General features: G+C 67.2%; 20 protein-coding genes and 1 tRNA gene. 2 read left to right on the top strand and 19 right to left on the bottom strand.

Going from position 1 to position 22,169, the window contains the following annotated elements:
• The 14 genes from CXY82_RS03475 to recO all read right to left on the bottom strand — a co-directional run bounded on the left by CXY82_RS03475 (nucleotide 1) and on the right by recO (nucleotide 14,600).
• Nucleotides 1–73, bottom strand: a tRNA-Asn gene (locus CXY82_RS03475).
• A 64-nt stretch (nucleotides 74–137) separates the two neighbouring features.
• A complete protein-coding gene (locus CXY82_RS03470; protein ID WP_104169695.1) occupies nucleotides 138–1,145 on the bottom strand; it encodes a D-isomer specific 2-hydroxyacid dehydrogenase family protein in 1,008 nt (335 codons plus the stop codon).
• Complete coding sequence (locus tag CXY82_RS03465; RefSeq protein WP_104169694.1) at nucleotides 1,129–2,040, bottom strand: ATP-binding cassette domain-containing protein; 912 nt, start codon at nucleotides 2,038–2,040, stop codon at nucleotides 1,129–1,131. The genes CXY82_RS03470 and CXY82_RS03465 overlap by 17 nt, the downstream gene beginning before the upstream one ends.
• Before the next feature lie 4 nt (nucleotides 2,041–2,044).
• Complete coding sequence (locus CXY82_RS03460) at nucleotides 2,045–3,733, bottom strand: ABC transporter ATP-binding protein (protein WP_104169693.1); 1,689 nt, start codon at nucleotides 3,731–3,733, stop codon at nucleotides 2,045–2,047.
• Nucleotides 3,730–4,806 carry an ABC transporter permease gene (locus CXY82_RS03455; RefSeq protein ID WP_104169692.1) on the bottom strand — a complete coding sequence of 359 codons (1,077 nt, stop codon included), beginning with the start codon at nucleotides 4,804–4,806 and terminating at the stop codon, nucleotides 3,730–3,732. The genes CXY82_RS03460 and CXY82_RS03455 overlap by 4 nt, the downstream gene beginning before the upstream one ends.
• 1 nt (nucleotide 4,807) lies before the next feature.
• A complete protein-coding gene (locus tag CXY82_RS03450; protein WP_104099982.1) occupies nucleotides 4,808–5,896 on the bottom strand; it encodes an ABC transporter permease in 1,089 nt (362 codons plus the stop codon).
• Between the two features lie 110 nt (nucleotides 5,897–6,006).
• A complete protein-coding gene (locus CXY82_RS03445) occupies nucleotides 6,007–7,644 on the bottom strand; it encodes an ABC transporter substrate-binding protein (RefSeq protein WP_104169691.1) in 1,638 nt (545 codons plus the stop codon).
• 166 nt (nucleotides 7,645–7,810) lie between these two features.
• Nucleotides 7,811–9,673 (bottom strand): DNA primase, encoded by a 1,863-nt coding sequence (gene dnaG, locus CXY82_RS03440; RefSeq protein WP_104169690.1) that lies wholly within the window; start codon nucleotides 9,671–9,673, stop codon nucleotides 7,811–7,813.
• A gap of 94 nt (nucleotides 9,674–9,767) precedes the next feature.
• The gene (locus tag CXY82_RS03435) at nucleotides 9,768–11,018 is read right to left on the bottom strand and encodes a deoxyguanosinetriphosphate triphosphohydrolase (protein WP_174843654.1); all 1,251 of its coding nucleotides are present in this window, start codon (nucleotides 11,016–11,018) and stop codon (nucleotides 9,768–9,770) included.
• Nucleotides 11,011–12,183 (bottom strand): tRNA dihydrouridine synthase DusB, encoded by a 1,173-nt coding sequence (gene dusB, locus CXY82_RS03430; protein ID WP_104169688.1) that lies wholly within the window; start codon nucleotides 12,181–12,183, stop codon nucleotides 11,011–11,013. The genes CXY82_RS03435 and dusB overlap by 8 nt, the downstream gene beginning before the upstream one ends.
• Before the next feature lie 45 nt (nucleotides 12,184–12,228).
• Complete coding sequence (locus tag CXY82_RS18250; protein WP_255408566.1) at nucleotides 12,229–12,354, bottom strand: hypothetical protein; 126 nt, start codon at nucleotides 12,352–12,354, stop codon at nucleotides 12,229–12,231.
• Nucleotides 12,351–13,010, bottom strand: coding sequence for a DsbA family protein (locus tag CXY82_RS03425; protein ID WP_104169687.1), 660 nt, complete (start codon nucleotides 13,008–13,010; stop codon nucleotides 12,351–12,353). Before CXY82_RS03425 ends, CXY82_RS18250 begins: the two co-directional genes overlap by 4 nt.
• Before the next feature lie 40 nt (nucleotides 13,011–13,050).
• On the bottom strand, nucleotides 13,051–13,881 hold the full coding sequence (locus CXY82_RS03420; RefSeq protein ID WP_104169686.1) for an isoprenyl transferase: 831 nt from the start codon (nucleotides 13,879–13,881) through the stop codon (nucleotides 13,051–13,053).
• Nucleotides 13,878–14,600 (bottom strand): DNA repair protein RecO, encoded by a 723-nt coding sequence (gene recO / locus CXY82_RS03415; RefSeq protein ID WP_104099989.1) that lies wholly within the window; start codon nucleotides 14,598–14,600, stop codon nucleotides 13,878–13,880. Before recO ends, CXY82_RS03420 begins: the two co-directional genes overlap by 4 nt.
• A gap of 78 nt (nucleotides 14,601–14,678) precedes the next feature.
• Between recO and CXY82_RS03410 the strand changes: the two genes are divergently transcribed.
• Both CXY82_RS03410 and CXY82_RS03405 read left to right on the top strand, forming a co-directional pair.
• Nucleotides 14,679–15,377, top strand: a complete 699-nt coding sequence (locus tag CXY82_RS03410) for a trimeric intracellular cation channel family protein (RefSeq protein WP_233194007.1) — start codon at nucleotides 14,679–14,681, stop codon at nucleotides 15,375–15,377.
• Between the two features lie 110 nt (nucleotides 15,378–15,487).
• Nucleotides 15,488–16,228 (top strand): hypothetical protein, encoded by a 741-nt coding sequence (locus CXY82_RS03405; RefSeq protein WP_199180871.1) that lies wholly within the window; start codon nucleotides 15,488–15,490, stop codon nucleotides 16,226–16,228.
• Between the two features lie 134 nt (nucleotides 16,229–16,362).
• Here the strand turns inward: CXY82_RS03405 and leuA are convergent, their stop codons facing one another.
• From leuA to CXY82_RS03380, 5 genes are all read right to left on the bottom strand, one after another.
• Nucleotides 16,363–18,135 carry a 2-isopropylmalate synthase gene (gene leuA / locus CXY82_RS03400; protein WP_104169685.1) on the bottom strand — a complete coding sequence of 591 codons (1,773 nt, stop codon included), beginning with the start codon at nucleotides 18,133–18,135 and terminating at the stop codon, nucleotides 16,363–16,365.
• A 308-nt stretch (nucleotides 18,136–18,443) separates the two neighbouring features.
• Nucleotides 18,444–19,346 (bottom strand): GTPase Era, encoded by a 903-nt coding sequence (gene era, locus CXY82_RS03395; RefSeq protein ID WP_104099992.1) that lies wholly within the window; start codon nucleotides 19,344–19,346, stop codon nucleotides 18,444–18,446.
• Entirely contained in the window at nucleotides 19,339–20,655 is a 1,317-nt protein-coding gene (locus CXY82_RS03390) for a hemolysin family protein (protein ID WP_104169684.1), read from the bottom strand. The genes era and CXY82_RS03390 overlap by 8 nt, the downstream gene beginning before the upstream one ends.
• Complete coding sequence (gene ybeY, locus CXY82_RS03385) at nucleotides 20,652–21,119, bottom strand: rRNA maturation RNase YbeY (protein ID WP_104169683.1); 468 nt, start codon at nucleotides 21,117–21,119, stop codon at nucleotides 20,652–20,654. The genes CXY82_RS03390 and ybeY overlap by 4 nt, the downstream gene beginning before the upstream one ends.
• The gene (locus CXY82_RS03380; protein WP_104169706.1) at nucleotides 21,116–22,132 is read right to left on the bottom strand and encodes a PhoH family protein; all 1,017 of its coding nucleotides are present in this window, start codon (nucleotides 22,130–22,132) and stop codon (nucleotides 21,116–21,118) included. The genes ybeY and CXY82_RS03380 overlap by 4 nt, the downstream gene beginning before the upstream one ends.
• Nucleotides 22,133–22,169: the final 37 nt, after the last annotated feature.

Genomic DNA, 22,169 nt, shown 5'->3' with positions numbered 1-22,169 from the left:
CTCCCCGACTTGGACTCGAACCAAGAACCTGCGCATTAACAGTGCGCTGCTCTGCCAATTGAGCTATCGAGGAATGTCGCTTGAACAGCTCTGCCACTTTATCAAAAGTTGGTGATCTGCCAAATCGGCGTCAACCGTCAGTAGCCGATTCGAGGGTCAACGACCCCGACGTACCGCCCATCCGCAAGGAAGGCACCCACATTCAGGCGAATCCGCTCGGCCAGGAGCGGGGCGGTCATCTCGGGCGTGTCGGCCGAATGCGGCGTGATCAAGCACCGCGCCTCGGCCCAGAGCGGATGCCCCTGCGGCAGCGGCTCCGGATCCGTCACGTCGAGGGCCGCGCCGGCGATGGTGCCTGCGGCCAGAGCTGCCACCAGAGCGTCCGTGTCGACGAGCGGGCCGCGGGCGATGTTGACGAGCACGGTCTCGGGCCGCATCAGCTCGAGTTCGGCCCGGCCGATCAGGTGGCGGGTGCCGCCCGTGAGCGCAGCCGCCACGACGACGACGTCGCTGGTCTGGAGAACGCCGGAGAGGGCGTCCGTCACCACCGTCTGAGCCGCACCGGGCACCGGCTCGGTGCTGCGGCGCACCACTGTGACGTGGGTGCCGAACGGCGCGAGCAGGCGGATCAGCTCACGGGCGATCCCACCAGCGCCGATGATGGTCACGTTGAGGCCGTAGAGCGAGCGCCCCTCGGACAGATTGCTCCAGCCCTCGGCCCGAGCGCGCTTCGGCAGCACCCGCAACAGCGCCAGGGTGAGAGCCAGGGCGTGTTCGGCGACGGGCTGCGCGTACGCGCCCTTCGCGCTGGTCCAGAGAAGATCCGGGCGGTCCAGGCCGGCCAGCACCCCGCTGAAGGCGTCGACGCCTGCCCAGGGGAGCTGCACCCACCCGATGCCGGGATGCGCGTGCAGGGTGGCGCGCAGCTCGTCGGCCCGGCCGTAGTCCAGCCAGATCAGTCCGCGGGTCTCGTCGGAGAGCTCCGTCACGGTTCCCCCGGCAGCCTCGACCGCCCGGGAGAAGGCCGGTTCCGGCCGCGGCAGGATGGTGATCGGACCGGGGGCCGGTCGTCGGTGCGCCGGAAGGGGCGTGACCTCGTCGGTGAGAACGGCCTGGTGTTGCACGGATTCAGTTTTCGATGACATGTTCGTCGGATTCACTCTCGTAGTCGTAGTTGTCGTCGTCGTTCTCCTCGTCCGGCGCCTCCCCCATCAGAGCCGCAGCCAGGCCGGCGACATACGGATGCCACGGGTCGTCGAACACCTCGTCAATCGTGCCCAGCCCCACCAGCACGCCCTGGTGCAGCACGGCGATTCGGTCCGCGACCCGGCGAAGCACGCTGAGGTCGGAACTGATCACCAGCGCCGAGAAGGCCCGCTCGCGCTGCAGCTCGCCGATCAGGTCGACCACGGCGTCCCGGACGGTGGCATCGACGCCGGCCGTCGGCTCGTCCGCGATCAGGACCGACGGCCCGAATACCAGCGCCCGGGCCAGCGCCACCCGCTGACGCTGACCATTGCTCAGCTCGTAGGGGAATTTGGTGAGCACCGACAACGGAAGCCGCACCGCGTCGACCATGGTCGCCACTTGCTCGTCGAGGATGTGCCGGTCGTAGCGCCGGTCTCGGTCGAGCACGGGCTCGGCCACGATCTCCGCCACCGTCAGAGTCGAGGGCAGCGTGTCGGCGGCATCCTGGGCGAGGTGCCCCACCCCGAAGGTGAGCCGGGCCAGCTTGCGCCGACGGATGCCGCGGAGCCGGTACCCGAGCACCGTCGCCTCTCCCCCGGTGATCTCTGGTCGAACGTCGCCGGTGCCTCCGCCGCCGTGGCTGAACGCGGCGCCCGACAGAACCCGGGCCAGCGTGCTCTTGCCCGAACCGCTCTGCCCGAGCAGTCCGAGCACCTCGCCGGCCCCGATCTGCAGGGTAAGGCCACGCACGGCCGTGAATGCGCCGCTGGCACCGTGGGGCGGGTACTCGACCGTCAGGTCACTGGTGGAGATCGGACTGGTCGGACTTGTCGGTGCGGCGCCGCGGATCATGTGTCTATCCTGCCTCACGCAGCCGGCGCAGTCCCTCCCGGCGCAGGGCCTGCTCGGCCGGGTCCGGCACGGGCAGGGAGGCCAGGAGCCGCTGGGTGTAGGGATCCTTGGGTGCACCGAGAACCTCGGCGCTGGTGCCCTCCTCGACCAGTTTTCCTCGGTACAGCACCGCGATCCGGTCCGCGACGAGGTCGACGACAGCCAGGTCATGACTGATGAACAGCGCGGCAAAGCCGAACTCCCGCTGGAGTTCGGCGAACAGCTCCAGCACCCGCGCCTGCACGGAGACGTCGAGAGCGCTGGTGGGCTCGTCGGCGATCAGCAGTGGCGGCTCCAGGGCGAGCGCCCGCGCCAGGCTCGCGCGCTGGCGCTGGCCGCCGCTCAGCTCGTGCGGGTAACGGTCGCCGTAGGCACGCGGCAGCTGCACGGCCTCGAGGAGCTCGTTGACCCGCGGGCGAGCGTGGGCGGCGTTCTTCGCCCGACCGTGCACCACCAGCGGTTCAGCGACGCAGTCGGCGATGGTCAGCAGCGGGTTGAAACTCGACGCCGGGTCTTGGAAGACGAACCCGATGTCGCTGCGGAACTTCCGGAACGCACGCTCCTTGAACCCGTTCATCTCGTGGCCCATCACGGTCAGGGAGCCACCGGTCACCCGGGTCAGGCCGGCGATGGCCCGCCCGATCGTAGTCTTGCCGGAACCGCTCTCCCCCACCAGACCGAGAACCTCACCGGGCCGGATCAGGAAGCTCACGCCGTCGACGGCGGTGAAACCGGACCGGCCGAGCCGGCCGGGGTATTCGATTCGGAGCTGGTCGGCGACGACGACCGGCGCCTGCTGCTCCCAGTCGGCCGCGCGGGCCGTGGCACGGGCGGCGGCGTGCACGACCCCCTGGCCCACGTGAGGCACGGCGGCGAGCAGCTTCTTCGTGTAGTCGTTCTGCGGCGAGCGGAAGAGGGTTTGGGCATCCGCCTCTTCGACGACCTTGCCCTGGTACATCACCGCAACCCGGTCGGCGAGGTCTGCGACCACGCCCATGTTGTGGGTGATGAGCACGATCGCCGTGCCGAATTCGTCGCGGCAGCGGCGCAGTAAGTCCAGGATCTCGGCCTGCACGGTCACGTCGAGCGCCGTGGTCGGCTCGTCGGCGACGATCAGGCCGGGGTCGAGCACCAGGGCCATGGCGATCACGACGCGCTGCTTCTGGCCGCCGGAGAACTGGTGCGGGTAGTAGTCGACGCGGGTTTCCGCGTCGGGGATACCGACCCGCCCGAGGATCTCGATGGCCTTCTTGCGGGCTTCCTTGCGACTGAACTGGCCGTGCGCGCGGATGCCCTCCATGATTTGCCAACCCACCGTGAAGACGGGGTTCAGCGCGGTCGAGGGTTCTTGGAACACCATGGAGACGTCGGTGCCGCGAACCTGCCGCAGCTGGGCTGTGCTGAGCGCGATGACGTTGCTCTCGCTCGAGCCATCCTTGCTGCTGAGGATGACGGCCCCGGAGGCGGTCGCCGTCTCCGGCAGCAGCCCGAGGATGGTCTTGGCGGTGACGGTCTTGCCGCTCCCGCTCTCGCCGACGATGGCCAGGACCTCGCCGGGAGCGACCCGCAGGGTGACGCCGTCAACGGCCCGAACGGCTCCGGCGTCGGTCGCGAACGAAATGCCCAGATCGGTGATGGTGAGCACGTCGGTCATGGTCGCTCCTCGAGTCCTTCGGTGGGATGGGTTGCGGCGCCTTCCAGTCCGTCGAGCCCGCCGGAGCCGGCGACGAGGGTGCCACCGGGAACGACCGAGGTCTGCGCGACGATCCCGGCCGACTGGCCGACTGCGCGGCGTCCGCGCAGGCGGGGATCGGCCAGGTCGTTGAGGCTTTCGCCGACCAGCGTAATGCCGAGCACGACGAGCACGATGGCCAGGCCGGGGAACAGTGACGTCCACCAGATGCCGCTGGTGACGTCCGAGAGGGCCTTGTTGAGGTCGTAGCCCCACTCGGAGGCGGCCGTCGGTTCAATGCCGAACCCGAGGAAGCCGAGGCCCGCGAGGGTCAGGATGGCCTCCGACGAGTTCAGGGTGAAGATCAGCGGAAGGGTGCGGGTGGCATTGCGGAACACGTGCCGGAACATGATCCGGCCGCTGCCGGCACCCAACACGCGTGCGGATTCCACGTAGGCCTCCGCCTTGATCCGCACCGTTTCGGCGCGGATCACCCGGAAGTACTGCGGGATGAAGACCACGGTGATCGAGATCGCCGCCGCCAGCACACCGCCGATCAGGTTGGACTTGCCCCCGGAGATGACGATCGACATCACGATGGCGAGAAGCAGCGACGGGAACGCGTAGACGGCGTCGGAGACGACCACCAGGATCCGGTCGAGCCAGCCGCCGAAATAGCCCGACACCAGCCCGAGGAACACCCCGGCGAAGATCGACAGCAGGACGGCCACAATGATCACGAACAGGGCGGTCTGGGCACCCCACAGCACCCGGGAGAGCACGTCGTAGCCGCTGACGGTGGTGCCCAGCGGATGCGCGCCCCCGGGCGGCTGCTGGGCTCCGAAGGCGCCGTTGGCGTCGCGCAGTTGGCTGAAGCCGTAGGGCGCGAGCACGGGGGCGAAAATGGCGGTCAGCACGAAGAGAGTGGTGATCACCAGGCCGGCGATCAGCATCCCGCGCTGGAGTCCGATGCTCTGCCTGAGCTGGTGCACGACGGGGAGGCGGGACCAGACGCTGCGCTTCTGCCGGGCGGAGATCACGGTGGCGTCACTCATCTCAGTACCTCACTCTCGGGTCGATCAGTGCGGCGATGATATCGACGACAAAGTTGGAGAGGGCGACGATCACGGCGAGCAGGGCGACGATCCCCTGCACGGCCACGAAGTCCCGGGCCTTGAGGAACTCGGAGAGCATGAAGCCCAGGCCCTTCCATTCGAAGGTGGTCTCGGTCAGCACGGCGCCGCCGAGCAGCAGGGCGATCTGGAGGCCGATCACGGTGATGATCGGGATCAGGGCCGGCCGGTAGGCGTGCTTCCGCACCAGGCGGAACTCGCTCACCCCACGCGAGCGAGCGGCGTCGACGTAATCGGTGCCGAGGGTTCCGATCACGTTGGTGCGCACGAGGCGGAGGAAGACCCCCGCAGTGAGCAGCCCGAGCGTCAGCGCGGGGAGCACGGCATGCTCGAGAACGTCCCCGAGCACGGTCGGGTCCCCGGTCAGGATGGCGTCGATCGTGTACAGGCCGGTCTGGTTCGGCAACAGCTGCATCTGCAGCTCGGAACCGGTCGAGGCCCGCCCGGAGACGGGAAGCACGTCGAGGTAGACGGCGAAGACGAGTTTAAACAACAGCCCGGAGAAGAACACCGGCGTGGCGTAGCAGAGGATCGCGAAAACCCGGAGGAAGGCGTCCGCGGATTTGTCCCGCCAATAGGCGGCGACCATGCCCAGGGGAATCCCGACGATGAACGCGACGACGAGGGCGTAGAAGACGAGCTCGAACGTGGCCAGCCCATAGGTGACCAGAATCTCGGAGACGGGACGGTTGGTGCTGATGGTCGTGCCGAAGTTGCCGGTGAACACCTGGCCCAGGTACTCGATGTACTGCACGAAGATGGGCCGGTCGTAGCCGGCGGCCTGGATGCGCTCGGCCAGCTGCTCGGGCCCGAGACGCCCGCCGAGAGCGGCCGTGATCGGGTCACCGGTCGTGCGCATCAGCCAGAAGACCATGGACACAAGGATGAAGATGGTGGGAAAGATCAGCAGAAAGCGGATCAGGATGTACCGGCCGATCCCGCCGTCAGTTGCGGGACGTTTCTTGCGTCCCGTCGCGCGGGGCGACGGGGGGCGCGTGGTCACAGTGGTCATTCCTGCCTAACGATAGGACTGTGCGATTAGAACGTGACGGGGGCACCCAGCGCGCAAGCGGCTGGATGCCCCCGGGATTCAAATTAGAGAAACTCTAACCGGTTGACGAACTAACCTTTGACCAGTGCCGCGTAACGGAACTTGAACGACGCGTCGAGCGTGTCGCTGGTTCCGGTCACATCGGGGCCGGTGACGGCAACCTGGGCGCCCTGGAGCAGCGGCACGGTCGACAGCTGCGCGGCGACCTTGTCCTGGATCTCCTCGATCAGCTTGGTGCGCTCGGCGGGATCGGCGGTGACGGCCTGCTTCAGGATCAGGGCGTCGACCACCGTGTCGCTGTAGTGGTTCTTGAGGAAGCCGCCTTCGAGAAAGAACGGGGTCAGGTAGTTGTCGGCGTCGGAGTAGTCCGGGAACCAACCGAGCTGGTAGATGGGGTACACATCCGTCGTGCGGTCCTTCGAGTACTGAACCCACTCGGTGGTCTGCAGGTTGACGGTGAAGAGGCCCGAGGCTTCCAGCTGGTCCTTGACCAGGGCGTACTCGTCGCCGGACGACGGGCCGTAGTGGTCGTTACTGTACTGGAGGTTGAGCTTTACCGGACCGGTCACGCCGGCGGCCTTGAGGGTTGCCGCGGCCTTGTCGACGTCGGGGGCACCCTCACCGTCGCCGTAGAGGCCCTTGAGGGACTCGGTGGCACCGGTCAGTCCGGCGGGAACGTAGGAGTACACCGGGGTGTACGTGCCCTTGTAGACCTGCTCGGCGATTTCGTCGCGGTCGACCAGGTCGGCCACGGCCTGGCGCACGGCAAGGGCCTTGGCCGGGTCGGCCTCGGCGGTCTTGGCGCCGAACGGCTGGGTGTCGAAGTTGAAGACGATGTAGCGGAGTTCGCCGCCGGGTCCGTCGACGACCTTGACCTTGTCGTTGCCGCGCAGGTCCTCGATGTCGGTGGCCGACAGGCTACGGAACGCCACGTCGATATCACCCTGCTGCACTTCGAGCTTCAGATTGGAGGCGTCGGCGTAGTACTTCACGTTGACGACGTCGGTCTTGGCCGCGCCCAGGAGACCCTCGTAGTCCGGGTTGGCCTTGTAGCCGAGCAGGTTGTTGAAGTCGTAGCTGGTGATGACGTACTGGCCGGCGAACGCGTTGGCGTCGACGATGTCCTGGTCCGGCGTGAGTTTCGTGGCCGAGAAGGTGTCCTCGTCGACGATGGGGCCGGCCGGGCTGGACAGGATCTGCGGGAAGATCTGGTCGTCCGCCTGCTTGAGGGTGAAGACAACCGTGGTGTCATCGGGGGCCGCGACGCTGTCCAGGTTATAGAGCAGCGAGGAGGGGCCGTTGTCGTCCGCGATCGCTAGCTGGCGGTCGAAGGTGAACTTGACGTCGGAGGAGGTGAGCTCGTTGCCGTTGGCCCACTTCAGACCGGGCTTGAGGGTGACCGTGTACTCGTTGGGGCTGGTGAACGCGGCGGCCGTGGCGATGTCGGGCTCGACGTCCGGACTGCCGTAGGGCGTGTTCATCAAGAATGGGAAGACCTGGTTCTGAACCGCGAACGAGCCGTTGTCGTAGGAACCGGCCGGGTCGAGCGACGTGATCTTGTCGGTCGTGCCGATCGTGATGGCTTCGCCACCCGAGCTGGTCTCGTCGTCGGTTCCGCCGGCGGAGCAGCCCGCCAGGGTCAACGCGGCGACCGCGACAACCGCGGCGGCGCTGAGCCCTCTCGCGCGTGAAGTGGATGAGAATGCCATAGCCGTGAGCCTCTTCCTCTAGAAAACCGATGCCGGGCGCAGGAATCGTGCGCGGCCAGCATTGCTGTAGGAAAAGAAGTAGCACAGAATGCGCGGTGTCCCAGCGCAATACGATGCATCTTTATCGAGCTGCAACCAAGGAGGAGCCGGGCGAGACGAGCCCGGTCTACTCCTCCCGGAGGTTGCGGCGCTCGGACTCGACTCGCACCAGCTCCCGCTGGAGTGCCACATAGACGTCGCGATTGGTCGCATCCGCGCGCTGGAGCCGACCGAGGAGTTCGGCCTTCTGGCGAAGCAGGTCCCGGTCGATCAGGGCCACGGTGATGTCGCGCACGTAGCGGCCGATTTCGCGTTCGGACCGTTCGGGCAGGGAAGCCATCGCCAACTCCTTGACCAGGTTTTCCAGCGTGGCCGGAACCTCGGCGACGATGCGGTCGAGCCAGTCGACGGCGTCGTGGTGGGGCGCGGTGGCCGCGATGGCGTCGCGCACCACCGCCAGGGAGGTGTTCACGAAGTTCGTCGCCGCGGCGCGCTGGATCAGATCCACCCCGACGACGGTAGGGCGCTGCAGCATGGCCATCAGGCCGTCGCGTTCCAGCCGGGTGACGGGGTCGGTCGCCAGGTCGATCATGGAGAACGGCTGCTCCCGGGGCGCCGGCTCGTTCTCCCCCGACCGAGCTCCCGGAGTGGCCGTACCGGTGCTCCGGGAGCGCGACAGGGCGGCGGAGACGGCCTTGCCGACCTCGCCGAGCTCCATGCCGAGCATGCGCGCCAGCTCGTGCGTGTAACCGGGTCGCAGGGTCGGGTCACGGATGTCGCCGACGATCGGCGCCGCGGCGCGAAGCGCGGCGACGCGACCCTCCACCGTGTCGAGGTTGTATTGGCCGAGCAACTGCCGGATCATGAATTCGAACATGGGCTTTTTCGAGTCGATCAGCCGGCGCACGGCGTCATCGCCGCGCTGCAGTCGCAGGTCGCAGGGGTCCAGTCCCTCGGGCGCGACGGCCACGTACGTCTGGGCGGAGAAACGCTGCTCCTCGCTGAATGCGCGCACGGCGGCCTTCTGGCCGGCGGCATCCGGATCGAACGTGAACACGACCTCGCCGACCCCGCTGTCGTCGCCGAGCACGCGACGCAGCACCTTGATGTGGTCGACCCCGAAGGATGTGCCGCAGGTGGCGACCGCGGTCGTCACCCCGGCAAGGTGGCAGGCCATGACGTCGGTGTAGCCCTCCACGACGACGACCTGGTGGCCTCGGGAGATGTCGCGTTTGGCGAGGTCAAGCCCGTAGAGCACCTGAGACTTGTGGTAGATCGGCGTTTCGGGGGTATTCAGATATTTGGGTCCCTTGTCGTCTTCGAGGAGCCGACGCGCCCCGAAGCCGATGGTCTGCCCGGTGATGTCCCGGATCGGCCAGACCAGGCGGCCGCGGAACCGGTCGTACACGCCGCGGTCGCCGCTGGAAACGAGACCGGACAGCGTGAGTTCCTCGGTGGAGAACCCCCTGGCGCGCAGGTGGTTGGTGAGCTCGTCCCAGCTTTTCGGGGCGAAGCCGACCCCAAACCGGGCGGCCGCGAGGGAGTCGAAGCCGCGTTCACCGAGGAAAGTACGCCCGACCAGGGCGCCGGGGCTGCCGAGGCGTTCCACGAAGAAGTCGGCCGCGGCCTGGTTGGCGGCGTACAGGCGGGCCCGATTGGTGTGGTCGGGAGCCTCGCCGGCGCCGCCCTCGTAGTGCAACTCGATACCGACCCGGCCGGCGAGCCGTTCGACGGCCTCACTGAAACTGACGTGGTCCATCTTCTGCAGAAAGGAGTAGACGTCGCCGCTCTCGCCGCAACCGAAGCAGTGGTAGAAACCGACCTGTGGGCGCACGTGGAAGCTTGGGCTGCGCTCGTCGTGAAAGGGGCACAGTCCCTTCATCGATCCCACGCCGGCGGACTTGAGACTCACGTAGTCGCCGACGATGTCGGCGATGTTGGTTCGGGCCTTGACCTCTTCGATGTCGTTTTGTCGAATCAGGCCTGCCATAGTTGAATGTTAGTCCTGCCCGTGTCGGTGTTCGGTGTGGTGTCGTCGTTCTGTGCGGTGCTGCCCGTGCTGTCCGTGCTGTTGTTCGCGCGGGTCAGTGCTTTACCAGGCGTTCGTACCAGGCCAGCGCGGACTGGTCGGTAAGGCTGGCGACCTGGTCGACGACGACGCGTTTGCGGGCTGCGGCGTCGGCGGCTGCGTGCCAGTCCTCCCGGTATCCCGCGTCGAGGTGTTCGTCCCCCGTCGCGTGCAGCGTGCGCGCCAGCAGGGTGAGCACCTGCCTCTGCTCCACGTAGATGGGCTTGCGGGTCTGTCGCGTCATCACGAAGGTCGCCACGATGCCCTTGAGCACGGCGATCTCCGCCTCGACCTCCCGCGGCACGACCACGTGGGCGCCGAACCGAATCAGGTCGCCCCCCGGGTTGGCGTCGCGGGTGGCGCGCACGGCGGCACCGCTGAAGCGGCCGATCAGCTGGCTGGTCAGGTTCTTCAGCAGGCCTTGCTCGCGGCGGCTGCCCGACCAGGTCTCAAGCCAGGCGTTGAGCGAGTCCAGCCGGTCGAAGGCGTCGGCCAGGTCCTCCTCGGAGAGACCATCGCCGGTCCACTCGGTCATCGTGGCCAGAAGCGACTCGTGGTTGGTCCGGCTGCCGAGCTGGCCGACGTCGATGTAGCCGTTGAAGACGGCGTCCTCGAAGTCGTGCACGGAATACGCGATGTCGTCGGAGAGGTCCATCACCTGCGCCTCGATGCAGCGCCGGCGCTCCGCGGCGCCGGTGCGCATCCACTCGAAGGCCTCCCTGTCGTCCGGGTAGAAGCCGTACTTGGCGCGGCCGCTCGGATCGGCAACCGACGAGTCGGCCGGCCAGGGGTATTTGCAGCTCGCGTCGAGGCTCGCCCGGGTGAGATTGAGCCCATAGCTGCGGCCGTGGCGGCCGAAGACCTTGGGTTCGAGTCGGGTGAGCAGGCGGAGCGTCTGCGCGTTGCCCTCGAAGCCGCCGATGTCTGCAGACCAGGTGTTGAGGGCCTTCTCGCCGTTGTGGCCGAAGGGCGGATGGCCGATGTCGTGCGCCAGGCAGGCGGTGTCGACGATGTCCGGGTCGAGGCCCAGCCGCAGAGCGAGTTCGCGCCCGACCTGGGCGACCTCGAGAGAATGGGTGAGTCGGTTGCGCGCGAAATCGAGACCGGCGGCCGGGCTCAACACCTGGGTCTTCGCGGCCAACCGGCGCAGAGCGCTCGAGTGCAAAAGCCGGGCCCGGTCGCGAGCGAAATCGCTGCGCCTGGAGCCGTGCTCCTCAGGCAGCCAGCGTTCCTCGTCGTGCCTGCTGTATCCGGTCTCATTAGCCACCGCTTGTGTCCCCTTCACCTTCGGTCAGATTGGCGCGCTCCGCCGACACCAGCTCCTGGGAGTCGAGCCAGTGTTCAGGAAGTGAGGTTTTCTTCGGGCTGCCGGCCCGACCCCGGGGCCCCTCAGCGCCCTCGCCGGGGTAGTCCTGATCGCCGTCGAGGGTGCCCAGCAGATCGTCGAGCTGCGCGAGCGAGACGACCGAGGCCAGGCTCGCCCGCAGGTCGCCGCCGACCGGGTAGCCCTTGAAATACCAGGCCACATGCTTGCGGATGTCCCGGCAGGCTCGCTCCTCGCTCTCGAAGAACTCGGTCAAGAGCACCGCGTGGCGGCGGAAGGCGTCGGCGACCTGGCCCAGGTTGGGCTGGATCCTGGCAGCCGCCGCGCCGGACTCGCCGCCGCGGAAGGCCGCGGCGAGGTCACCAAACAGCCAGGGGCGGCCCAGGCAGCCGCGCCCGACGACGACGCCGTCACAGCCGGTCTCCGCGACCATGCGCAGGGCGTCCTCGGCGGACCAGATGTCGCCGTTGCCGAGCACGGGCACGCTCGTGACGGTTTTCTTGAGGGTCGCGATGGCGGACCAATCGGCCTGGCCGGAGTAGTACTCGGCGGCCGTGCGGGCATGCAGGGCGATGGCCGCGACACCGGCGCCCTCCGCCGCCTTGCCGGCCTCCAGATAGGTCAGATGGTCGGAGTCGATGCCCTTGCGCATCTTGACGGTAACCGGCACGTCACCGGCCGCGGTGACGGCACCCTCGACGATCTGACGGAAGAGCCCGAGCTTCCAGGGCAGGGCGGCGCCGCCGCCCTTGCGGGTGACCTTGGGAACCGGGCAGCCGAAGTTGAGGTCGATGTGGTCGGCCCGGTCCTCGGCCACAAGCAGGGTGACCGCCTCGGCAACGGTCTTCGGGTCCACGCCGTACAGCTGGATTGAGCGGGTCTTTTCGCTCTCGTGATGGTTGATCAGTCGCATCGACTCCGGCGTGCGTTCGACCAGCGCACGGGAGGTTATCATCTCGCTGACATAGAGGCCTGCGCCGTATTCACGGCACAGACGACGGAACGCCGTGTTGGTAATCCCTGCCATGGGCGCGAGAACGACGGGCACGTCAAGCGTGAGCGGGCCGATCGTGAGGTTCGCCGGGCTGGTCTGGGTTACGGAAGTCATCCGTTCAATTCTCCCCCACGCCGGGACGCCTACCTGACGACCCGGCTAGACGCCACAGGAGCCGCCGCCGCAGCATCCGCCGGCCGCGGCTTGGCCGAGAAGTTCGATCGTGGGAACGGACGCGGCCTCGGCGGGGGCGACCGGGGTGGTGGTGTCGGGTGCGTCGCTCATTTGTTCTTGTCCTCGGATTTTTCGGTGTGCGCCTGGCGGAGGGCCTGGGCGAAGGTGTCGGGGTCCTGGGCGCCGGAGATCCCGTATTTGCCGTCGATGACAAAGAAGGGCACCCCCTGGATGCCGTAGGCGTTGGCCTGAGCGACGTCGGCCTTGACATCCGAGAGGAAGTCGTGGGCGGTCAGGGCGCGGATGACGTCGTCACGGTCCAGGCCGATTTCGGCGGCGAGGTCTGCGAGGTCGGCGATCCGGCCGACGTGGCGGCCGTCGACGAAGTAGGCCTTGAGCAGTCGTTCTTTCATGTCGAGCTGGCGGCCGTGCGCCTTCGCGTAGTGCAGCAGCTCGTGCGAGATGACAGTGTTGGTCTGATGCACGGAGTCGTAGTCGTAGTGCAGCCCGACGCTCTCGGCAATGCCGGTGACGCGCTCGAGCATCTGCTCGACCTCGGCGACCGGCAGGCCCTTACGCTGACTGAGGTAGTCGACGGGGCTGCCATCGAAGTCGACCGGGGTATCCGGGGCGAGTTCAAAGCTGTGATATTCAACCTCGACGTTCCCGTCGAACAGGGCCGCCCCGGCCTCGAACTTGCGCTTTCCGATGTAGCACCAGGGGCACTGAACGTCGGACCAGATGTCTACTTTGATGGCTTCACTCACTGTGAGGTCAACCGATGGAGCCCCACGTTGTATTCCCGGCCTAGACGGTCGGCGCGTCCACGGCGCCGCCGTAGCGGCGGTTACGGGCCGCGTAGAGCTCGATCGCCCGCCACAGGTCCCCACGGCCGAAGTCCGGCCAGAGGGTGTCCAAAAACACCATCTCCGCGTAGGCGCTCTGCCAGAGCAGAAAGTTGCTGGTGCGCTGCTCCCCCGAACTGCGCACGAACAAGTCCACGTCGGGGAGGTCCGCGGTGTACAGGTACCGCTGGATCGACTTCTCGGTGATCCCGGCGGGCTTCAACCTGCCTGCGGCCACGTCCTCAGCCAAGGCGCGCACGGCATCCGCGATCTCGGTGCGCCCGCCATAGTTCACGCACATGGTGAGGGTGAGCACGTCGTTTCCGGTGGTCAGCCGTTCGGCGAACTGCAGTTCCTTGATGACGGATGCCCACAGCCGGGGCTTGCGTCCGGCCCACCGCACGCGCACCCCCCATTCGTTGAGCTGATCGCGCCGGCGGTGCAGAACGTCCCGGTTGAATCCCATCAGGAAGCGAACCTCGTCGGGTGACCGCTTCCAGTTCTCGGTGGAGAACGCGTAGACGCTCAGGTGTTTGACGCCGATCTGGATGGCCCCGGCGACGACGTCGAGAAGCGCGGCCTCCCCCGCCTTGTGGCCTTCCACCCGAGGCAGCCCGCGCGCGTTCGCCCACCGGCCGTTGCCGTCCATCACAACCGCCACGTGCTCGGGAACGGCCTGCTTCGGCAGGGCGGGCGGGTACAGGCCCGTCCAGTCCGAGGGTTTGAACGGCACCGCATCCTTGTGGGTCAGGGGCTTCTGGCCGAAGGGATTGAGGAAGGGCGCAGGGGTCATCGACTCACGTGTTCCAACGATCGAAGGCCGCGTCCGAGGTGCCACTGCGTGTAGGCGGCGACAACCCCGGTGGCCTGGGCTCTGGTCTGGGGCGGGGTGGATTTGGTGTGCTCCCAGTCGCCGGTCAGGAGGGAGCCGAGCAGGGTGATGGTGGCCGGATCGAGCCTCGGCGAACCAGGGGCTGCGCAATCGTCGCAGACGATCCCGCCAGCCTGCACAACCATCGCGGAGTGGGCTCCCCGGGCTCCGCACCGTGCGCAGTCCTGGAAACTGGGTGCCCAGCCGGCCATCGACAGTGCTCGGAGCAGATAGGAGTCGAGGGTGAGGCCGGCGCCGTGCTCACGGCGGGAGAGCGACCGGAGGGCACCCACGAGCAGCAGGTATTGCTGCAGCGAACCCTCCGCCTCGGTGAGTTTGTCGGCGGTTTCGACCATGGCGCTGGCCGCCGTGTAGCTCGGGTAGTCGGCCGTGATCAGGGCTCCGTAAGAAGCGATGGACTCCGCCTGCGTGATGACGTCGAGGCTCCGCCCCTCCCAAAGCTGCACGTCGGCGACCATGAACGGTTCGAGCCGGGCCCCGAATTTCGACGCGGTGCGGCGCACACCCTTGGCGACCGCGCGCACCTTCCCGTGCTGGCGCGTGAGCATGGTGACGATGCGGTCGGCTTCGCCCAGTTTCTGGGTGCGCAGCACGACGACATCATCACGGTAGACAGGCACCCTTGAATTCTCCCACCTGGCGGGAGCGCGGGGTCGTCAAGCGCGCCGATACCCACCGTTTCAGTGGTTTCATTAGGGGTGCCCTCCACCTCATTCTTCATCCCGCTCTGGCTCGACCTCACGGCCGTGGCCATCGGAGCCGTGCAGGGCGCCATGTTCGCCGGCCGCTTCACCGACCGCCGCTTCGACCTGCTCGGCATCGCGCTGATCGGCGTCACCGTGGGGCTCGGCGGCGGTTTGCTCCGCGATATCCTGCTGGGCGGCGTGCCGGCCGCGCTGCAGAGTAACTGGTACCTGCCGGTGTGCGCGGGGGCGGCTCTGCTCGGCATGCTGCTGCAGAGCCTGTTCAACCGGCTCGGCCCGTTCATCATCGCCCTCGACGCCGTGACCATCGGGCTGTTCGGCGCCCTCGGCACGAGCAAGGCACTCGCCGTCGGCCTGCCGGAGGTCCCGGCCCTGTTCGTCGGGGTCGTCACGGCGGTGGGTGGGTCGGCCCTGCGGGACATGATGCTGAACGTGCCGATCGCCGTGATGCACGTCGGCTCGTTCTACGCCGTCGCGGCCGGGGTCGGCAGCGGCCTGCTCGTGGTGCTCTTCATGCTGCAGGTGCCCGTCACCATCGCCGGGATCGCCTGCGTCGTGGTGACGACGCTCATCCGGATCCTCGCCGCGCGGTACGGCTGGAGCCTGCCGCAGCAGCGCGCGATCGGCAGTTGGCCCCGGTGGCGGCGCGACAATATCGTCGCCTTCCGGCGGCGCAGGAACCGCGGGGCCTGAGGCCCCGACTGGGCCCGAAACTGGTCCACAAACGACGGATTCCGCTCTCGCCTTTCATTGCGTCCCGGGTCAGACTGGTAAGAAGATCTCACGTCGTTTGGAGGAACCTCATGAACATGATGAAGGGCAACGTGCCCGATTCGATGCCGGATTTGATGCCGGTCCTGTCCCGAGGCAAGCACAGAAACCCGCGTTCCGGCGCCTGTTTCATGGAGTTCGCCTCCTATCTCGCCGGAGTGGCCTGGAGTGACCACCCTGCCTGCACTCATCCGTTACTCGCCTCCGTCGCTCGGATGGTGAACGACTGCACGTCGGACACCGCCCGGGCCCGGCTGGTCCCGCTGATCCCGTCGGTGATCGGTTTGCGCGGGGACAACCCACGGGTGCGCCTGCTGATCGCTCTGCGGGCGGCCACATCCGCCCTCCCGGTCACGAGTGCAGACCACCAACGGGCCCTCGCCGTGGGGATCCTCAACTGCGAACGGTACCTGACCGAGGCCAACGGCACCATTCCCGACGACGTCGCCCTGCGCATCCGCAATTCGTTTGACGCGGCACCGGCGACCGAACGGTGGGCGCGAGAATTCATCGCCTCGATGGGGTCCTGGTCTCGGAGCAAGTTCACGGACCGCACGGCGGAGACCATCATCCGGGTGTCCGTGCAGGGCATCGCGGAAGCGTGCGTTCCCGACCCGGACGGCCAGCTCTACGACCTGTTCGCCGGCGCGATCGACGACTGCACGATGGTGCTGACCCCTGCGCCCAAGGCACGACCGGCCAGGGCGACTGCCGACCCGACTCACGTCACTCCGACGCACCGGGCGAAGACGAAGGACACGGCGCGGGTCTAGAGCCGGACTGACAGCACGCAGCCGAGAACCATCGCTCCGGCCGAGCGCCTCCCCCGGGGAAGGCACTCGGCCGGGCTGGCGATTTTTTGCTCACGCGCCGACTGAGTTCACGTGCCGGCTGAGGCTACCCGGGGTCAGGCGGTCGCGTCCGCCAGAGACCGCTCGCCAGCCTCGGCGCGGATGCCGCGGTTGACCGCCGACACCACCGACTTGAGCGAGGCGGTCGAGATGTCCGCGTCGATGCCGACGCCCCAGAACCGCGTGCCGTTGACGTCGAGTTCGACGTAGGCCGCGGCGAGGGCGTCGCCGCCGGCCGACATGGCGTGCTCGACGAAGTCGTAGAGGGTGATGGCGATGCCGCGTTCGGCCATCACGCCGAGGAACGCCGCGATCGGGCCGTTGCCCGCGCCGACCGCGCTGGACACGGTCGTGTCGTCGCGCAGGTCAACGGACAGTTCGACCGAACCGGAGAGGTCGCTCGAGGTGCGCGTGGCGTGCAGCTCGAACCGACCCCACTTCGCGTCGGGCGTGGTGTGGCTGGCCGGCAGGTACTCGTCGTTGAAGATCTCCCAGATCTGCTCACTGGTGACCTCGCCGCCCTCCTGGTCGGTCTTGGACTGCACGACGCCGGAGAATTCGATCTGCAGCTTGCGCGGCAGGTCCAGGGCGTGGTCGGTCTTGAGCAGGTAGGCCACGCCGCCCTTGCCGGACTGGGAGTTGACCCGGATCACGGCTTCGTAGCTGCGTCCGAGGTCCTTCGGGTCGATCGGCAGGTACGGGACCGCCCAGAGCAGGTCGTCGACGCCGCAGTCCTGCGTGGCGGCATCCACTGCCATGGCCTCGAAGCCCTTCTTGATGGCGTCCTGGTGCGAGCCGCTGAACGCGGTGAAGACCAGGTCGCCGGCCCAGGGGCTGCGCTCGGGCACAGGCAGCTGGTTGCAGTACTCCGCGGTGCGCTTGACCTCGTCGATGTTGCTGAAGTCGATCTGCGGGTCGATGCCCTGGGTGAACAGGTTGACGCCCAACGCCACCAGGTCGACGTTGCCCGTGCGCTCCCCGTTGCCGAACAGACAGCCTTCGATGCGGTCGGCCCCGGCCAGGTAGCCCAGTTCCGCGGCCGCGATGGCTGTGCCGCGGTCGTTGTGCGGGTGCAGGGAGATGAGCACGTTCTCGCGGTGGGCGAGGTGGCGGGACATCCACTCGATGGAGTCGGCGTAGACGTTGGGTGTGGCCATCTCGACGGTCGCGGGCAGGTTGATGATGACCTTGCGCTCCGGCGTGGGCTCGAGGACCTCCAGCACCTGGTTGCAGACGTCGACGGCGAATCCCAGCTCGGTACCGGTGTAGCTCTCCGGGGAGTACTCGTAGTAGACCGTGGTGCCGGGGACGGATGCCTCGGCGGCGCGGCAGAGACGCGCGCCGGCCAACGCGATGTCGATGATGCCCTGCTTGTCTTCGCGGAACACGACCTTGCGCTGCAGCACGCTGGTGGAGTTGTAGAGGTGGACGATGGCCTGCCTGGCGCCCGCGATCGACTCGTAGGTGCGCCGGATCAGGTGCTCACGCGCCTGGGTGAGCACCTGGATGGTCACGTCGTCTGGAATGGCATTTCCGTCGATCAGGCTGCGCACGAAGTCGAAGTCGGTCTGGCTGGCCGACGGGAAGCCGACCTCGATCTCCTTGTAGCCCATCCGAACGAGCATGTCGAACATGATGCGCTTGCGCTCGGGACTCATCGGATCGATCAGCGCCTGGTTGCCATCCCGCAGGTCGACGGCGCACCAGCGCGGGGCCGCGGTGATGTGCTTGTCCGGCCAGGTACGGTCGGGCAGCTCGATCGTGAACTGCTCCTGATACGGGCGGTACTTGTGAATCGGCATCTGGGATGCGGTCTGATTGTTTTTCATGATCTGGGATCTCCTCGCGAATGGTGGGTAGCCAACGACGAACTCCGCGACGAGGGAGGCCTCAGATTAGGACTCGACGCGGCAGCGAAGAAGCAGCTCACCGAAAAACATAAGTGCAGGCTACCACCCTCGGCAGCACCCTCGGCAGCGGATCGGGTCACGCCACCCGATCGCATCCGGCGTTGAACGAATTCGACGGAGAATTTCGGGAAATGGCCGGTTTTCCGGCTGTCCGGGGCCGATACAGGCAAAATCTCCGTCGAATTCGTTCGGGGTGCTGGCGGTTCGGGGTGCAGGCGGAGTGCCGGCTAGAAACCGAGGCGGCCCAGCTGTTTCGGGTCGCGCTGCCACTCCTTGGCGACCTTGACCCGGAGCGAGAGGAAGACCCGCTTTCCCACCAGCGGTTCGATCTGTTTGCGGGCGCGCACACCAACATCCTTCAACCGGCTGCCGGATTTGCCGATGATGATGCCCTTCTGGCTGTCGCGCTCGACGAACAGGTTCGCGTAGATCTCGACCAGTTCCTGGTCGTCGCGTTCGATGATGTCGTCAATGGTCACGGCGATCGAGTGCGGCAGCTCGTCGGTGACGCCCTCGAGCGCCGCCTCCCGGATGTACTCCGAGATGCGCGACTCGAGGCTCTCGTCGGTGACCGCGTCGGCCGGGTAGAGCGGGGCATCCGACAAGGGCAGCAGGCGCAGCAGCTCCGCGCTGAGGATATCGAGCTGGATGCGGCTGGTCGCCGAGATCGGCACGATCGCCTCCCAGTCACGCAGCTGTGACACGGCGAGGAGCTGGTTGGCGACACTGGTTTTGGAGGACATGTCGATCTTGGTCACGATGGCCACCTTGCGGGCCCGCGGAAAGTTGTCCAGCTGCTCGTTGATGAACCGGTCGCCCGGGCCGATCGGCTCGTTGGCCGGAATGCAGAGGCCCACCACGTCCACGCCGGACAGCGTCGACTGCACGAGGCTGTTCAGTCGTTCGCCCAGCAGGGTGCGCGGCTTGTGGATACCCGGGGTGTCGACCAGAATCAGCTGACCGTTCTTCTGGTGCACGATGCCGCGGATGGCGCGCCGGGTGGTCTGCGGCTTCGACGACGTGATCGCGACCTTCTCCCCGACCAGCGCGTTCGTCAGCGTGGATTTGCCCACGTTGGGGCGTCCCACGAACGACACGAACCCCGCTCGGAATCCTTCTACTTCAGTCATGACCATCCACTCTCTCATCGTCCGACACTCCGAGGAATGCGTTCTGCGCGTCTATCAGCGCTTGGTCTCGTTCAACCAGCACGGTGCTGATTCGTTTGCGGCGGCCTTCGGTGCGTTCGGCGGTGAGGACCAACCCGCTCGCCCTGGCGACCGAACCCGCCACCGGCAAGCGCCCGAGGGCCTTGGCCAGCAGGCCACCCACCGAATCAACCTCGTCGTCGTCCAGTTCCAGGTCGAACAGTTCACCGAGCTCGTCGACCGGAAGCCGCGCGCTCACCCGGAAGCGACCGTCGCCGAGTCCCTCGACCTCCACAACGTCGCGGTCGTACTCGTCGGAAATGTCTCCCACGAGTTCCTCGATCAGGTTTTCAAGGGTGACCAGTCCGGCGATGCCACCATACTCGTCGACCACCATCGCGAGGTGGTTTGACTCGAGCTGCATCTGGCGGAGCAGCGCGTCGGCTTTCTTCGACTCGGGCACGAAGACGGCCGGTCGCTCGAGCTCCCGCACCGTGAGGCTCTCCGCGTTCGGCGGCCGCTCGTAGACGAGCCGGGCCACATCGCGCAGGTACAGGATGCCCGTGACGTCATCCACTTCGCCGTCGATGACCGGCACCCGGGAGAAGCCCTTACTCAGGAACAGGCCCATCGCCGCGCCGATCGATGAGTCCGCTTCGATGGTGACCATGTCGGTGCGCGGAATCATCACCTCGCGCACGACGGTCTCGTTGAACTCGAAGATCGAGTGGATCAGTTCCCGGTCGTCCTCCTCGAGGACGTCGAGCTCGGTGGCCTCGTCGACCATGCTAAGCAGCTGGACCTCCGACGTGAACGTGGCCAGCCGGGTGCGCCCGGGGGTGACCCGGTTGCCGAGGGCGACAAGCGCGTTGGCGATGGGGCCGAGGAGCACCCGGAGGAAGTGCACCAACGGGGCGGTCGCGGAGAGCAACTCCACGGGGTGGGCTCGGCCCACGCTGCGCGGGCTGGCGCCGACGAGCACGAAGGAGACCGCGGTCATCAGCAGGGAGGACAGTAGCAGTGCCAGCCACAGCTCCTCGATCGTGGTCGCGAAGACGAGGGTCACCAGCACGGCCGCCGTGGTCTCGGCGATGATCCGTACAAAACTGATCGTGTTCAGGTGCGCCCCGGTGTCGGCGGCGATCGCCGTCAGGGAGCGCTTGGCACGGGACTTCTCGGCCAGGTCAAGAATGTCGGCCCGGGATTGGCTCGTGACGGCGGAGTCCACCGCGGCCATCAGGCCGCCGAAAGCGACCAACAGGATGGCCGCCGTGAGAAACCACCCGATCATCGGTCGCGGAGGCGTTCCTGCAGGGCGAAGCCGATCAGGATGTCTCGCTGGATGCCGAACATTTCCTTCTCCTCGGCGGGTTCCACGTGGTCGAATCCGAGCAGGTGCAGCACGCCGTGCGTGGTGAGCAGCAGGAGTTCCTCGAGGGCGCTGTGCCCGGCTGTCTCGGCCTGGCCCTGGGCCACCTGCGGGCAGAGCACGATGTCGCCGAGCAGCCCCGGCGGGGTCTCGGCGTCTTCGGTGCCCGGGCGCAATTCGTCCATCGGGAAGCTGAGCACGTCGGTGGGGCCCGGCTCATCCATCCATTGCACGTGCAGCTGCTCCATCGCACCCTCGTCGACGAGGACGATCGCCAGTTCGGCGTCAGAGTGCACGTGCATGGAGTCCAGAGCGTAGGCGGCCAGACGCAGGATGGCGGCCTCATCGACCGGGATAGTCGATTCGTTGTTGAGTTCGATGCTCAAGAGGATCTCCGTTTCGGAAGGCGGTCGCGGGGAGTGTTGGGGCGGCCGGGTCCGCGACCTGCGAATTCCCGCGCCTGATCGCTTTCGTAGCGCTCGGCCTGCTTCTGCGCGTCGTATGCGGTCCAGGCGTCGACGATCCGGCCGACCAGGGAGTGCCGCACGACGTCGGCACTGGTCAGACGCACGAAACGGATGTCGTCGACCCCGTCGAGCACCCGGCTCACCAAGCGCAGCCCGCTCGAGCCCGCCGGAAGGTCAATCTGGGTGATGTCCCCGGTCACGACCATTTTCGAGCCGAACCCCAACCGGGTGAGGAACATCTTCATCTGTTCGGCAGTGGTGTTCTGCGCCTCATCGAGCACGACAAAGGAGGAGTTGAGCGTGCGTCCGCGCATATAGGCGAGCGGGGCCACCTCGATGGTTCCGGCTGCGAGCAGTTTGGGCACGAGTTCCGGGTCCATCATCTCGTTCAGGGCGTCGTACAGGGGGCGCAGGTACGGGTCGATCTTCTCGGTGAGGCTGCCCGGCAGGAAGCCGAGTCGTTCCCCGGCCTCGACGGCCGGGCGGGTGAGGATGATCCGTTCGACCTCCTTGCGCTGCAGCGCCTGCACAGCCTTGGCCATTGCGAGGTAGGTCTTGCCGGTTCCGGCCGGCCCGATCCCGAACACGATGGTGTCGGTGTCGATGGCGTCCACGTATTCCTTCTGCCCGATGGTCTTGGGGCGGATGCTCTTGCCGCGGGAGCTGAGGATGGCCGGGCCCAGACGTTCGGAAGGGCTCGTGGAGCTGTCCTTGTCGAGCATCCGTGAGGAGGTGCTCACCTCGGACTCGGCGAGGTAACGCCCGCCGCGCACCATGAGCAGGAGCTCCTCGATCAGGCGACGCGCCGCCTCGACGTGCTCGGTCTCACCGATGAGGGTGACCTCGTTGCCGCGCACGTGCACGCTGACGCCGGGGTGTTCCTTCTCGACGGCGGCGAGCAGACGGTCGTCGGTGCCGAGCAGGCGCACCATGGCAATGCCGTCGACCGTGATGTGCACCTCGGCCTGG

This window comes from Cryobacterium sp. M23, assembly GCF_002929655.1.
GTDB lineage: Bacteria > Actinomycetota > Actinomycetes > Actinomycetales > Microbacteriaceae > Cryobacterium > Cryobacterium sandaracinum.
Note: the sequence above shows the minus strand (reverse complement) of the source record. Positions and strands in the feature narration are given on the sequence as shown.